The following is a 15,354-nucleotide window of genomic DNA, read 5'->3' as shown; positions in this document are numbered from 1 at the left end:
TCAATCATTTGAAGCAGTGTATTGTTTTTTGTTGTTGTGTCTGGCTTGGTGCTTTTTTTGCAAAAGGACAAACAGTAACTTTTACCATCGATCTCAAACACAAAGCGCAAACCATTGAGAACATCGGTGCATCCGGCGCATGGTATAGCGAAGGAATAGGAAAGTATTGGCTTGCAGAAAAAAAAGAACGAATGGCAGAATTGCTATTCAGTAAGTCGTTTGATTCAACAGGCAACCCATTGGGTATTGGTCTTTCTGCATGGCGTTTCAATATCGGAGGAGGAACGTTTGAACAAGGCGACAGCAGCGGCATACGCAATGCATTTCGCAGAGTCGAAAGTTTTCTTTCGCCAGACGGCACATACGATTGGACAAAGCAGGAAGGTTATCTATGGTTTACAAAGAAAGCTGTAGCGTATGGCGTAAAAGACTTGATCGCTTTTTCTAACACGCCACCTGTTCAGTTCACAAAAAACGGTTTAGGCTTTCGCACACAAAAAGATTTTGTTACCAACTTAAGCGATGATAAGTACAACGACTATGCTGGATTTTTAGCAACAGTGCTTGCTCATTTTGATAAAGAGGGCATTCGTTTCAATTACATCAGCCCGGTAAACGAACCACAGTGGGATTGGTCGGCAAAGTTTGGAAGTATGAACCAGGAAGGTTCGCCCTGGCATAACAAAGACATTTATAAGATCGCTGTAAAACTCGACAGTGCATTAACGGCTCAACATCTCACCACAAAAATTCTTGTTACAGAAGCAGGCGATCTTACATATCTGTACAGCCGAAACAATCATGCATCAAAACAACTGCAACAGTTTTATGCGAAGGATAGCAAATTGTACATTGGAAACCTACAACATCTGCACAACGTAATTGAAGGGCATAGTTATTTTACCGATCATGGCGATAGTGCGATCATCAGCGTGCGAAAACAGTTGCATGATACAGCAGCGAAGTACAATACATCGTTCTGGCAATCGGAGTACAGCATGTTGGGCGATGGATATAAAGAAGGGTCGAAAGAGCGACGATCGTCAATGGACTGCGCCTTGTTCCTTGCCAAAATGATTCATCACGATTTTACAATAGCCAATGCAACTGCCTGGCATTTCTGGAATGCATGGGAACCCGGTCGTGCCGAGGCAGAAACACGTTATAATCTAATTGCATTGCGGAACATTGCGGATTATAAAAACGCCGATTACTCCGTTACAAAAAATCTGTGGGCACTCGGTCATTACAGCAGGTTTGTAAGACCGGGTATGCAACGGATCTTTACCGAACGAAACGATGGATTGAGCTTAGTGCAGCAGGCACAGGATATAATGCTGACTGCATTTGCAAATGAAATGACAGTAACGGTGGTGATCGTCAACTACACAACATCAACAAAAAATATTGCAGTAACACTTCCGGGAGTAAAGAAGCTGAAACAAATAAAGCGCTACACTACATCTGCAGATGCAGGAGAGAACATGAAATCATCTGTTGAGGAATCGTTGCGTTCTCTTCAGCTGAGCCCCAGATCAATCACAACATTGGTGATTGATCTGTAGCACTTCAGCTTATGCGGTTACAACTGTTACATTCATTTCATTACGTTCAAGTAAAAAGGCACTCATGTCATCGTTCATGTCAAATCCTTTTTCTACAGTACGGATGCTGATCTTCCAATTGTCCTTTGGTTCGTAGAGATTAAACTTGAGATTGATCTTACCCGGATTCTTCTTAATATTCTTTTCAAAAAACTCAACGATCTCTTCGGTGAGGAAACGAGGTTCTATATCTACGATCAACTGCTTGGTCATGGTACGCTTTACTGTTTCCAGCAACAGCACCTGGCTGATCTTGAATTCAAAATCATCGCTCTTGTTCCAGCGTGTTTTAAAGGCGCCCGTAACAAATACCACAGCACCGGGTGTAAAATGATCTTTGAATTTTACAAAGTCTTCACCAAACAAAGCAAACTCGGTGTTGCCGGTATAATCTTCGATCATGGCAATGCCAAACTGCTTTCCGGTTTTGGTTACACGTTGCTGATGGCTTGTTACCAATCCTGCCAAACGGAATGTCTGGAATGGATTGGCATGCATCAGTATCGCTTCTTTAAATTCATTAAAGTCGGCCAGTGTAGAAATTTTGTAATGCTGTAATTCAAAACGGAAATGGTCAAGCGGGTGACCACTGATGAAGATACCGGTGATCTCTTTTTCATGATCGAGCTTTTCCGTTAACGTCCATTCTTCACAGTTCACAATTTTAGGTGTAGGTATTTCCATCATCATACTTTCACCAAACAACGTGTTGGTATTGCTTTGCACATTTGCCTGGAAACGGTTGCCGAAACTGATGATGCGTTCCAGTGCATTCACTGTATCGCCGGGCATTACATGAAAATATTGTGCACGATGATATTCTTTAAAACAATCGAACGCACCACCGTACACCAAACATTCCAATGATTTTTTGTTCACCGTACGTTGGTTCACACGCTTAATAAAATCAAACACATCTTTATACGGACCTTTCTTTGCACGTTCATCAATAATACTTTCAATCGCTGCTTCACCCACACCTTTCAATCCGCCCAAACCAAAACGGATCTCACCTGCTTTGTTTACAGCAAAACCATTTTGCGATTCATTAATATCCGGACCAAGCACTTTAATGCCCATACGTTTACACTCTTCCATAAAGAAGGTGATCTTTTCAATAGCGCCTGCGTTGTTTAACACCGCACTCATGTATTCGCCGGGGTAGTGTGCTTTTAAATACGCTGTTTGATACGCCACAAATGCATAACAGGTAGAGTGCGATTTGTTGAAGGCATATTGTGCAAACGCTTCCCAGTCGGTCCATATTTTTTCCAGTTTGTCTGCAGGATGTCCTTTAGCCATCGCTCCATCCACAAACTGTTTTTTCATTTTATCCAGTACAGCTTTTTGTTTTTTACCCATCGCTTTCCGCAACACGTCGGCATCACCTTTACTAAAGCCACCGATCTTTTGCGAAAGCAACATCACCTGTTCCTGGTAAACCGTAATACCATACGTATCGGCGAGGTATTCTTCCATCTCCGGTAAATCGTAACTGATGGCTTCCTTGCCATGTTTACGATCGATAAAGTTGGGGATATACGCAATAGGGCCGGGACGATACAAGGCGTTCATTGCAATCAAATCGCTGAACTGATCGGGTTTCAGTTCACGCAAGTATTTCTGCATACCCACGCTTTCAAACTGGAATGTACCAATGGTAGAGCCTTGCTGATAGAGTTCGTATGCTTTTTCATCATTGAGTGGTATCTCATCAATTGAAATTTCCACACCATGATTTTCTTTGATCATCTGCAACGCATTCTTGATGATGCTGAGTGTTTTCAAACCAAGAAAGTCCATCTTGATTACACCTGCTTCTTCAATTACACTTCCTTCAATTTGTGTTAACCACAAATCCGATTCCTTTGATGTACAAACAGGAATCAATTCAGTTAAATCTTTTGGTGCAATGATGATACCTGCCGCATGAATGCCCGTGTTACGAACAGAACCTTCAAGGATCTCTGCTTCGTGTAAAATTTTTGCAGGCAGATCATCGCCATCATACACTTGTCGAATTCGTTTTACCAATTCCAATTCATCAGGACCGAGTGCTTCTTTTTCTGATAAACTTTTTTCACCTGCAAGCGGTGCATGCAATACACGCTTTAATGAAATGCCCGGCTTTTCCGGAACAAGTTTCGATAAAGCTCTGCTTTCAGGCAAAGGCAGATCCATTACACGTGCAACGTCGGCAATACTACTCTTTGCCGCCATTGTACCATAAGTGATGATCTGTGCCACCTGTGCCTTACCGTATTTATCAACTACATAGTCAATTACTTTTTGTCGACCTTCATCATCAAAGTCCGTATCAATATCCGGCATCGATTTACGATCGGGGTTGAGGAAACGCTCAAACAGCAGATTGTATTTAATAGGGTCGATATTGGTGATGCCGATGCAATAGGCCACTGCACTTCCTGCAGCCGAACCACGACCGGGACCAACGAATACACCCATATCACGACCGGCTTTAATGAAATCACTTACAATTAAGAAGTAACCGGCGAAGCCCATTGTTTGGATCGTGAAGAGTTCAAAGTCGATGCGTTCTCTTGCTTCTTCTGTTATTTCGCCATAACGCTCTTTTGCTCCGATGTAGGTAAGATGTTTTAAAAATTCCCATTGATTTAAGTTGGCATCGCTGTGAATCTGGAATTCTTTTGGAATAGGAAAGGCAGGCAGCAGAATATCTTTCTTCAGATTCAGTACTTCAACTTTATCTACAATTTCATTGGTATTGTCGATGGCCTCTGGCACATCAGCAAATACCTTTTTCATTTCGGCAGTTGTTTTAAAATAGAACTGATCGTTGGGAAATGCAAAACGTTTGTTCTTCACATTCACATCATCATCACTAAACTCACGAAGGGCAGGCGTGCTTTGTTTTTCACCTGTGTTGATGCAAAGCAAAATATCATGCGCATTAAAATCTGTTTGATCTACGTAATGCGAATCGTTGCTGGCAATTACTTTTACATTGTACTTCTTTGCAAATTTCAACAACACTGCATTTACTTTATCCTGTTCGGCCATGCCATGTCGCTGAATTTCCACATAGTAATCCTGCTGAAAAATATTTAACCACCATTTGAATTCGTTCTCTGCATCTTCTTCACTCTTGTTCAAAATCATTTGCGGCACCATGGCACCAAGGCAGCAAGTGGTGGCAATCAAACCTTCATGATATTTATGAATAAGTTCTTTATCAATACGTGGATACTTGCTGTACATGCCTTCAATAAAACCAAGCGATGTAAGCTTTACTAAATTTTTATAGCCCTGTTCGTTCTTTGCCAACAATACCTGGTGAAAGCGATTATCACGCTGTTCTTTCGTGAACTGTCGGGCGTGTCTGTTCTCAACAAGGTAAAATTCGCAGCCAACAACCGGCTTCACTTTTAAAGAACCATCTTCGTTCTTATGCTTGTAAGCCTCGGCCACAAACTGGAAAGCGCCGAACATATTGCCATGATCGGTAATGGCCAATGCAGGCATACCATCATTAATGGCTTTGTTGTATAACGAACCGATGGGGGCAGCACCATCGAGCAGAGAATATTGTGTGTGAACGTGTAAATGGGAAAATTTGCTCATAATGATAAACGGGTGAATAATCGCACCTGAGTCCTGAGCGCAGTCGAAGGACGTTGCCCGGAGCATCGAGCGGAGTCGAGATGCGATCTCTCTCCTTCGACAACTCAGGCGTCAAATTTCGTAGTTCTCATTCGAAAAAACAGGAATAAGAAATCCACAAAATGAACGTTTTATAAAAAAGGCCGGGTGAAAATTTGTCAGCATTTCAGCAGAAGCTTATCTTTAAACGATTGACGATTTGGCTCGTTTCTTGCTCAAAAAGGGCAGCGTCGCTACTTTTGCGCCGTGTTGAAAGATTCAATATCATGATGAAACATTTGTTTACATACCTCTCAGCCATCATTCTGCTCAGTAGTTGCAGTATGGTAAAGAGTGTGCTTCAGCCAAAGCAAACAGCAGTTTCACAAGCACCCGCTTCCGAACCAATGCCCGAAGTAAAGCCCGAGAACAAACGGGCAAAAGTGGGCAGTTCTTCTACTGTTAATAACAGCACCGCTTTTCAAACAAAAGAAATCAGTGGTTACAGTGCTTCTCTCGAATTGTTTTCGTTACAGCAGTTTAAATATGCTATTCGTTTAGATGTGCCGGTTGAGGCGTTACAGAATAAATCGCTTTACAATCTCATCGACGAATGGTGGGGTACACCTTACCGTTTAGGAGGAACCACGCAACGAGGCATCGATTGTTCTGCATTTGTGCAAACGTTGATGTTTGGTGTGTTTGCACTCCAATTACCACGAACTGCAAGAGAACAAAAAGAAAGTACTACCTGGATACCGATGAGCGATTTGCGTGAAGGTGACCTGGTGTTCTTTAATACTAGAGGAAGCGTATCGCATGTAGGTGTGTATCTGCATAACAATAAGTTTGTGCATGCTTCCACTTCGGGGGGAGTCATGATCAGTGATCTGAACGAAACCTACTGGAGCCGTAAATTAATTGGAGCAGGACGGCTTGCGGGCACTGTTCCACTTCCATAAGCATTATCTTTGCAAAAGCTTGGCTTCAATTAAGTTGAAGCCTTTTTTATTTAAGCATCAGTAGGTATGCCATATTTAAACAGGTAGATTGAAGGGTTACAGACTATTGGAAATATGGCATACCTAACCACGAAAAAAATATGTTAACAAAACGCATTATTCCCTGTTTAGATATAAAAGATGGCCGCACGGTAAAGGGTACCAACTTTGTTGACCTGCGTGATGCAGGTGATCCTGTTGAACTGGGTGCTTTGTATGCACAGCAGGGTGCAGATGAACTGGTGTTCCTTGATATTACAGCTACAGTAGAAAAGCGCAAAACCTTAAGCGAATTAGTGAAGCGTATTGCCCGTCATGTAAATATTCCGTTTACAGTGGGGGGAGGCATCAGTACTGTTGACGATATGAGTGTGTTGCTGAACTCCGGTGCAGATAAAGTGAGTGTGAATACAGCCGCTTTTAAAAATCCTCAACTCATCAATGATATTGCATTGGCAGCAGGCAGCCAATGTTGTGTGCTGGCCATTGATACAAAGAAGGAGGAAGACGGTGAATGGTATGTATACCTCAATGGAGGACGTACCAAAACGGAGATGAAATGTATCGATTGGGCAAAGCAGGGTGTGGAACTTGGGGCAGGTGAAATATTGCTTACCAGTATGAACAACGATGGTACAAAAGCAGGTTTTGCGTTGGATATTACCAAACGTTTGTCGCAGGAATTGCCCATCCCCGTTATTGCCAGCGGTGGTGCAGGCACTATGCAGCATTTTGCTGATGTGTTTGAGCAGGCTTATGCCGATGCGGGATTGGCTGCCAGTATTTTCCATTTTAAAGAAATTGAAATTGCTGATCTGAAAGCGTATTTGAAGGCGAGAAATATTGCAGTAAGGGTTTAGCTTTGCGGGGGAAAACAATAGAGTCGCAGATGACACGGATGTTTACAGATGATAACGGATAAAGAATTGATCTGTTGAATCAGCTTTAATCAGCGTTATCCGTGTTTCTATCAACTAAAAATAAAAAATCAACAACGTTGAAACCGGATTTTAAAAAATATCAAGACGGGCTGGTACCAGCCATCATCCAGGATTATAAAACCAGCAAAGTGCTAATGCTGGGCTTCATGAACCAGGAAGCATTTGTTAAAACAGAAGAAACAGGAAAGGTTACATTCTTCAGTCGCAGTAAACAACGGTTGTGGACAAAAGGCGAAGAGAGTGGTAACTTTTTAAATGTAAAACAGGTGCTGCTCGATTGCGATCAGGATACATTGCTGATAAAAGCTGAACCGGAAGGTCCAACCTGTCATACAGGAGCTGATACCTGCTGGAGCGAAAAAAATCACAGCGATGATTTTTTAATGTATCTCGAAGAGATCATTGAACTGCGTCGTAAGAGCACCGATGGTAAAAGCTATGTAAAGAGTTTGTTCGATAAAGGCATTAATAAAATTGCACAGAAAGTAGGTGAGGAAGCAACGGAGATTGTAATTGAAGCAAAAGATAACAACGAAGAGTTGTTTTTAGGCGAAGCGGCTGATCTGATGTTTCACTTTATCGTTTTGTTAAGGGCTAAAAATGTTTCTTTGCAGGATGTGATCTATGTGCTGAAAGAACGCCATGCACATAAAGGATAAATCATGAAGTACATTGTAACGATATGTTTGTTGATGATGGTGGCTGTGCAAACGCAGGCACAACAGGCTTTTGCGATTAAAGGAAACATCAGGGGGGCGCAGGAAAATGCGAAGGTGAGCATAAAGCTGGATAGTCCGGAAAGTAAAACGCTTGCGGAATCTGTTATAAAAAAAGGAAGCTTTGAGCTCAAAGGCAAAGTTCCGGAGGCAGCGATCTATGTAATTACAATTGATGGAGCTTCGCAACCGCTGGGTATTTTTTTGAATGGAGGCAATGTAGAGGTAAACGGGCATATTGATACATTGAACCGTGCAGTTATAAAAGGCTCGGCAATACACGATGAGTTTATGCAGTTCCGTGGCAGCTTCGATCCTTATTTTATGAAGCTTGATCAGTTGGGCAGAGAACTATCGAACCCTGCTATGCAAATGAAACAGGATTCGTTGTACAATCTTATCCGCAATCTTGCAACAGAAATCAATACAAGGGCCGATGCCTATGTTGCAGCAAATAATAATTCGGCAGTAACACCTTTGCTGCTTTATTTTACGTACAGCTTTTTTCAACAGGCCGAAGTATTGGATACACGGTTCACACAGCTTACAGCTTCTGCACAGCAAAGTTATTTTGGTCGATTGGTTGGAAGCATTGTAAAAGAAAACCGCATTGGTGCTGTTGGTTACGAAGCGGTTGATTTTACACAGGCCGATACATCGGGCAACCCTGTTTCACTGCAATCGTTTCGTGGTAAATATGTACTGGTCGATTTCTGGGCAAGCTGGTGTGGCCCTTGCCGTATGGAGAATCCTAATTTAGTTGCAGCTTACAACAAATTCAAAGCAAAGAATTTTACGGTGTTGGGTGTGTCGCTCGATCGTGACCGTGGTAAATGGTTAGAAGCAATTGCACAGGATAAACTTTCATGGACACATGTAAGCGATCTTAAATTCTGGAACAACGAAGCTGCACGCATTTACAAGATCACTTCTATTCCGCAGAACCTGCTCATTGGACCCGATGGTGTTATCATCGGAAAAAATTTACGTGGCGAAGAACTGCAGATGCGCCTCGAAGAATTATTCAAATAACATTTCGTACATGATAAAACAGCTCTTGTTTGTTTGCAGCCTGTTTACAGTAGTTGCTGTAACGGCGCAGGATAAAAAAGTTACCATTAGTGGCAACCTGCCTTCTTATACCAAAAAGTACAACGTATTGCTCAGCTGGAATAACGGCAACGGTGCAGAAGAAGCGAAACTGGTTGATGGAAAATTTACCATCAATGCAGAAGTGAGTGGTCCAATGCTGGCAACCATCAGCATTGAAGAAGCAAATCCTGCTCCCGGTAAGAAGTTTGATATGGCTGAATATCGTAAGAACAATCTTATGTTGTTTTTAGATGAAGGAACTATTACCATTACTTCTAAAACAGGATTGAATGATGCGGAAGTAAAAGGCTCTGCTGTGGTAAATGATTATTACAAATATCAGCAGCAGACAAAGAGTCTGCAGGATCTTGAAAATAAGATTGGTGATGTGTATGCAGATTATGCCCAGACAAAAAACATGAAAGCAACCAACACGCTGATGGATATGTATCACCTGCATCAGTCGCTTATTTATGTTGAACAGTTGAAATTTGTTCAAAACAATCCGGCATCGCCTGTTGCATTGTTTATGGTAGAGCAGGCGTTGGGCATGGACAGGGATGCTGCTAAAGCAGAGCCAATGTTTTTGTTGTTGAGTGAAAAGCTGCGTACATCTGAAAAAGGGAAAGAATTAAAGGAGATGATCGAAGTGGGAAAGAAGTCGATGGTGGGCGTTACTGCTCCAGATTTTTCACAACCCGATGCAAATGGAAAAATGATCAGTCTTTCTTCGTTCAAAGGAAAATACGTTTTGATCGATTTCTGGGCGAGCTGGTGTGGCCCTTGCCGTGCAGAAAGTCCGAACCTGGTGAAAGCATACGAACGATTCAAGAATAAAAACTTTGAAATCTTCGGTGTGTCGCTCGATCAAACAAAAGACAAATGGCAGAAAGCAATTAAAGATGATAACTATACCTGGCCACAGGTTGGTGATATGAAAGGTTGGGAAAACGCAGCTGCAAGACAGTTTGGTGTAATGGGTATACCGTTTAATATGATCGTTGATCCGAATGGTGTTGTTGTAGCAAGAAATTTAAGAGGCGAAGCGTTGGAGAAAAAGTTAGAAGAAATATTAAAGTAAATGAAATGCGGCCTAAGCTTCTGTTCATATCTCTAATGCTGATAAGTTTAATTAGTTCAGCTCAGGAGAAAAAATTTAAGATAATTGGCACTGTACCTTCTTCTGAAAAAAAATACCATGTAAAATTAAGGTGGGGTAGTGGTGAAAGAGAAAAGGAAGTGGCAATTGCAAATGGGAAGTTTGTTATTACTGGGTCAATTGATGCTCCAATCAAAGCTTTGCTGAGGATAAGTGAAGTAGGTCAGGTTGCAGAAAACAGTATTTCTGTTTCTACGCTATCACAAAATTCACTAGAGCTGTTTCTTGATGAAGGAACAATAACAGTAACTACTAAAACTACATTATCGCTTGCAGAGGTTAACGGGACGAATGTTGTGAATGATTTTCAATCTTATAAAAGAAGATTAATAGGTATAAATGAATTGCTGGCGAAAATATATGATGTGAAAAGAAATTATCCGTCTCAAAGTGAGCCTGCTCAGATTTTGAGTGAGATAATAAAAAAGCATGCTGATTTGGTTTCATTGGAAGAGATGGAGTTTATTAAAGCGCACACTACTTCGCCTATTTCGTTGTATTTAATAAAGAATTTTTTAGGGTATGATATGGATGTAACGAAAGCGCTGCCTGCATTTTCATTGCTTAGTGATTCTTTGCTAAAAACTGAAAGTGGGAAAAAAATACAAGAGATGATCGAAGTAGGTAAGAGGTCAATGGTTGGTGCAACTGCACCTGATTTTTCACAACCTGATGCAGATGGAAAAATGATCAGTCTTTCTTCGTTTAAAGGAAAATATGTGTTGATCGATTTTTGGGCAAGCTGGTGTGTTCCCTGCCGTGCAGAAAGTCCAAACCTGGTGAAAGCTTATGAGCGTTTCAAGAACAGTAATTTTGAAATCATAGGAGTAACGCTCGATGAAAAAAAAGATAAGTGGCTCAAGGCAGTAAAAGAAGATAACTATACCTGGCCACAGGTAGGAGATATGAAAGGTTGGGAAAATGCTGCAGCTCTGCAGTTTGGGGTACTAGCTGTTCCATTCAACATGATCGTTGATCCCAACGGTGTTGTTGTTGCAAGAAATTTAAGAGGCGAAGCGCTGGAGAAGAAGCTGGAAGAGATATTGAAGTAAGGAGGTGCAAGTAAGAAAACCCAAGGAACAAGGGAATCGACTTTTTAATCTTTTGTTTGCTAGATCGAATGCGAGTTTTTATTTCAATAATTGTATCATTTGTTTGTACAACATCCTGTAATCAAGAAATATCTATTGTAGGTCATTGGCGGCCTGTTGACGCATTTGTGCAAGAACAGAATGGAAATTCTAATGTTGCAAGGTTTAGAGATTTGATACTTAACAACGATTCAACTTTTATCTTAGTGGGCTTAGATCAACAGCCGAAACAATCTGAAGGCTGGAATAATACCGGAACTCTAAAAGGCAAATGGAGTTTGACCAATGGCATACTCTCTCTACTGATTGATGAAGTTCCCCTACCTGTAAAATTTAAAGTTATAAAATTGACCAATCGAGAGATGGTCATAGAAAATGAACATATGAAGTCTGTTGAATCGAAATTAATGCGAGTAAAGAAGTAGTTTAATAGGCTTAATAAAGCCAGCTAAATTAAAAAGCCGATGTTCATTTACGAACATCGGCTTTTTCTTGTGCCTTGTATATTGTGCCTTGAATGTTTATTTCTTCACTTCAACAGTCGACTTCGGGTCAAAGTATGCTTTGCTGTAATTCGCTCCCCACAGATCGTAACGTTTAAACTGAACGAGTAAACGCTTTTCAAAATCGGCAGCATTGCGTTTGTCTTTTGCTGTCCATAATACTTCGCTTAATGCAGCCATACGTGGTAAGATCATGTATTCCACTTTGTTTGTATTGTTCATGTATTCGGTCCAAACATTTGCTTGCGCACCACGTACAAACTTCCACTGACTTTCAGGTAACTCTTTCGGGATAGGTTCGTAAGTGTACACTTTTTGTACCGTTGTAAAACCACCGATTGTTACTGAATCTTCATTTGCTGTTTGTTTATGATCGAAGTACATGTGACTGCCCGGCGTCATGATCACATAATGGTTTTCTTTTGCTGCAGCAATACCACCCGCTTCACCACGCCAGCTCATCACTTGTGCATTCGGAGCTAAACCACCTTCCAGAATTTCATCCCAGCCAATAATGGTTTTGCCTTTTGCATTCAGATACTTTTCAATACGCTGAATAAAATAACTCTGCAGTTCATGTTCATCTTTCAGGTTCAGATCTTTCATGCGCTTCTGGCAATTCGGACATTGTTTCCAATGTGTCTTCGGACATTCATCGCCACCGATATGCACATACTTCGACGGGAAGAGTGCAATTGTTTCATCTAATACATTCTCAAGGAACTTAAATGTTTCTTCTTTACCTGCACAAAACACATCATCAAACACGCCCCATGTTTCCTGTACAAATTTTATGCGGCCTTGCTGTGCTTCCTGTACTGTTTTCAACGATACCATGTTCAAGGGAATTTCAGTTGTTTTCTTGGGGAAACAACTTAACCATGGATAGGCTGCAATCGCTGCACTACCATGACCGGGCATTTCAATTTCAGGAACAACTTCAACAAAACGGCTTTTTGCATAAGCAACAACGTCTTTAATTTCATCCTGTGTATAAAAACCATCGTGTGGTTTGTTATCGTTGCCTTTGCCGGGATAACGGCCAATGATGGTTCCGTTACGTTTGCTGCCGATAGTTGTTAACTCAGGATATTTTTTTATTTCAATACGCCAGCCCTGGTCTTCTGTCAAATGCCAATGGAATGTATTGATCTTGTGCAATGCGAGATAATCAATATACTTTTTAATAAACCAAACAGGTTCGTAATGGCGGCCCACATCAAGATGTACACCACGATAGTCGAAACGGGCTTTATCAAAAATCTGTACAAACGGAATAGTTGCAGTTGCGTTTTGAGCAACAGGTAATAATTGAATTAACGATTGAACTGCATGAAAAGCTGACTCGTCAAAATTTGCTTCAATGCGGACGCCGCTCTTAGTAACATTTAAACGATAAGCTAACCCACCACCTGTAGGCATACGTGTAGACAAAACAGTGATGTCTGCTTTTCCTTTTGTGGCTACCACTTCGGTGTTATAATACTTCTTCATGTACTCTGCGAAGTAATTGAACACCGCATCGCCGTTGCTGTTTGAAAAATTACTGTTCCATGTAATTTTTTTGTTTAAGGTGTAGGTTCCTTTTTGTGGTTGCTTTACTTCGAGCGGCTGAGGAATAATACTGATTTCCTGTGCCGAAGCCCAAAGCGTACAACACGCAAGCATGATCGATAAAAACCTTTTCATCTGCTGGTTTGTTTTTTGTTTTATGATAATGAATAGTTGACTTTATTTTAAGACAGGTAACACAATGCTCGAACTGTTTTTTGCATCGTGCCAGATCTGAATTTTACTTTTGATATAATCTTTCGCATCGGCTTCATAAATATTTACAAACTGTTGGGGATTGCGATCAACCAACGGAAACCAACTGCTTTGTATCTGTATCATAATGCGATGTCCTTTTTGAAAAGTATGCGCTACATCAGGCAATTCAAATTTTACTTTCTCTACTTTGTTGGGCGTAAACGCCTGTGGTTTTTCAAAACTGTTACGGAAACGTCCACGCATTACTTCACCACGTACCAGCATCTGGTAATCGCCCATTGGGTAAGAACCACCGCCAAGTCTTCCTGCTGCTGCAGTTGCACCGGGATAAGTGAAATCGCTGGGGAATACATCGATCAACTTCACAACAAAATCAGCATCGGTTGTTGAAATGCTGGTGAGCAGATCGGCAATCACTGTACCTGCAAGTGTAACATCATCCGTTAATACATCTGTTTGAAAACTCAATACATCTGTACGACGGTTAGCAAAACGCTGATCATCGGTCATGTATGCAATGGTTCTGCTGAAATGCACATCTTCTGTATAAGGAACAGGTTTTGATGGATCACTGATATAATCGGAAGAACTTTTTGCAACAGATGGTTTGCTCCAGCTTAATTCGCCGTCTGCCTGTAAATACATCGGCGTCATTTGTACATTGGCTGCAGGCCATTGTGCAAAATTTCTCCATTTGTTTTCGCCGGTGAAAAAGATGGTTGCTTCTGCCAATGCATCAATATTTGCTTTGCCTTCTAAATGATGCATAAAGAAAGGCAGTTCAATTTCGTTTTGATAATAGGTTGAAGTGTTGCTGCCGAATTTCACATTGCCTAAACTGCTGCCATCGCCTCTGCTCCATTGCCCATGAAACCAGGGTCCCATCACAATACGGTTATTGTTCTTTGCTTTCTTTTCAATTGCTTCATACGTACGCCATGCACCAAAACAATCTTCCGCATCAAACAAACCACCAACAACAAGTGTTGCGGTGTGCGATGGAACATGATCAACAAAATTGCGGATGTTGCGTGCTTGCCACCAATCATCATAGTTAGGATGCTTGTACATCTCCTGCCAGAACGCAATACTATCGCCTAATAATTTTGCAAGTTGGTTGGTACTTCCTGCTTCTAAATAAAATTTATACGCATCTTTTGTTGGGAAATTAAAACCGGGTGAGCCAACTGTTGTTGGCTTGGGTCTTGGTTTGCCAAACGAAGAGTAGAATGAAAAACCATCCATCTGAAAGAATGCGCCGTTGTGATGAAAATCATCGCCCATGAACCAATCGGTTACAGGTGCCTGCGGACTAACGGCCACGAGTGAGGGATGATTACTCAGTGCAGCAATAGTAGAGTAGAAGCCGGGATAGGAAATACCGAAGATGCCGACCTTCTTGTTATTGTTGGGAATATTTTTCACCAGCCAGTCAATCGCATCGTAGGTATCACTTGCTTCATCAAATTCAATTCCCTTTTTTGTTGGGTTGAAAGGACGCACATCAACGAACTCTCCTTCACTCATCCAACGTCCACGCACATCCTGGATAACGATGATGTAGTTGCGGCGCATGTAATAACGCCAATGATTATCCCAGAATGCACGAAAATTACTTTCGCCATACGGAGCACAGGAATAAGGTGTACGGTTCATGAGGATGGGATGTGCTTCACTGCTGTTCTTTGGAAGATAAACAGCTGTAAACAGTTTAATGCCATCCCGCATGGGAATAAGTATTTCTTTTTTAATATAGTTGTCTTTGATCCAGGCAGAATCCTGCGGGTTCAGTGTTTGAGCAAAAACAGTTGTAAGAAGAAATAAAAAACCAAGTGTAAAAAGGAGCTTTCTCATGC

At 41.4% G+C, this 15,354-nt stretch carries 11 protein-coding genes; 8 read left to right on the top strand and 3 right to left on the bottom strand.

Features of this window, described 5'->3' with window-relative positions; translation table 11 throughout:
- Positions 1–8: 8 nt before the first annotated feature.
- Complete coding sequence (locus ESA94_RS04045) at positions 9–1,565, top strand: glycoside hydrolase (RefSeq protein WP_129129565.1); 1,557 nt, start codon at positions 9–11, stop codon at positions 1,563–1,565.
- Between the two features lie 9 nt (positions 1,566–1,574).
- Here the strand turns inward: ESA94_RS04045 and dnaE are convergent, their stop codons facing one another.
- Positions 1,575–5,207 carry a DNA polymerase III subunit alpha gene (gene dnaE / locus ESA94_RS04040; protein ID WP_129129564.1) on the bottom strand — a complete coding sequence of 1,211 codons (3,633 nt, stop codon included), beginning with the start codon at positions 5,205–5,207 and terminating at the stop codon, positions 1,575–1,577.
- A 305-nt stretch (positions 5,208–5,512) separates the two neighbouring features.
- Here dnaE and ESA94_RS04035 point away from each other — a divergent pair, with 305 nt between their 5' ends.
- The 7 genes from ESA94_RS04035 (at position 5,513) to ESA94_RS04005 (ending at position 11,650) form a co-directional block, all read left to right on the top strand.
- Positions 5,513–6,187, top strand: coding sequence for a C40 family peptidase (locus ESA94_RS04035; RefSeq protein WP_129129563.1), 675 nt, complete (start codon positions 5,513–5,515; stop codon positions 6,185–6,187).
- Between the two features lie 140 nt (positions 6,188–6,327).
- Positions 6,328–7,086: an imidazole glycerol phosphate synthase subunit HisF gene (hisF, locus tag ESA94_RS04030; protein WP_129129562.1), complete on the top strand. Its 759-nt coding sequence runs from the start codon at positions 6,328–6,330 to the stop codon at positions 7,084–7,086.
- A gap of 101 nt (positions 7,087–7,187) precedes the next feature.
- Positions 7,188–7,826, top strand: coding sequence for a bifunctional phosphoribosyl-AMP cyclohydrolase/phosphoribosyl-ATP diphosphatase HisIE (hisIE, locus tag ESA94_RS04025; RefSeq protein WP_262708015.1), 639 nt, complete (start codon positions 7,188–7,190; stop codon positions 7,824–7,826).
- Positions 7,827–7,829: 3 nt separating this feature from the next.
- Entirely contained in the window at positions 7,830–8,915 is a 1,086-nt protein-coding gene (locus tag ESA94_RS04020) for a TlpA disulfide reductase family protein (protein ID WP_129129560.1), read from the top strand.
- Positions 8,916–8,925: 10 nt separating this feature from the next.
- Positions 8,926–10,056, top strand: coding sequence for a TlpA disulfide reductase family protein (locus ESA94_RS04015; RefSeq protein WP_164972641.1), 1,131 nt, complete (start codon positions 8,926–8,928; stop codon positions 10,054–10,056).
- Positions 10,057–10,061: 5 nt separating this feature from the next.
- The gene (locus ESA94_RS04010) at positions 10,062–11,186 is read left to right on the top strand and encodes a TlpA family protein disulfide reductase (RefSeq protein ID WP_129129558.1); all 1,125 of its coding nucleotides are present in this window, start codon (positions 10,062–10,064) and stop codon (positions 11,184–11,186) included.
- A 68-nt stretch (positions 11,187–11,254) separates the two neighbouring features.
- A complete protein-coding gene (locus ESA94_RS04005) occupies positions 11,255–11,650 on the top strand; it encodes a hypothetical protein (protein ID WP_129129557.1) in 396 nt (131 codons plus the stop codon).
- Positions 11,651–11,746: 96 nt separating this feature from the next.
- Here ESA94_RS04005 and ESA94_RS04000 read toward each other — a convergent pair whose 3' ends face one another.
- Together ESA94_RS04000 and ESA94_RS03995 are read right to left on the bottom strand one after the other, a co-directional pair.
- Positions 11,747–13,417 (bottom strand): beta-N-acetylhexosaminidase, encoded by a 1,671-nt coding sequence (locus ESA94_RS04000; RefSeq protein ID WP_129129556.1) that lies wholly within the window; start codon positions 13,415–13,417, stop codon positions 11,747–11,749.
- Between the two features lie 42 nt (positions 13,418–13,459).
- A complete protein-coding gene (locus tag ESA94_RS03995) occupies positions 13,460–15,352 on the bottom strand; it encodes a CocE/NonD family hydrolase (protein ID WP_129129555.1) in 1,893 nt (630 codons plus the stop codon).
- Positions 15,353–15,354 lie beyond the last annotated feature (2 nt).

This window comes from Lacibacter luteus, from assembly GCF_004118265.1.
Lineage (GTDB): Bacteria > Bacteroidota > Bacteroidia > Chitinophagales > Chitinophagaceae > Lacibacter > Lacibacter luteus.
This window is presented reverse-complemented; position numbering and strand designations above follow the sequence as displayed.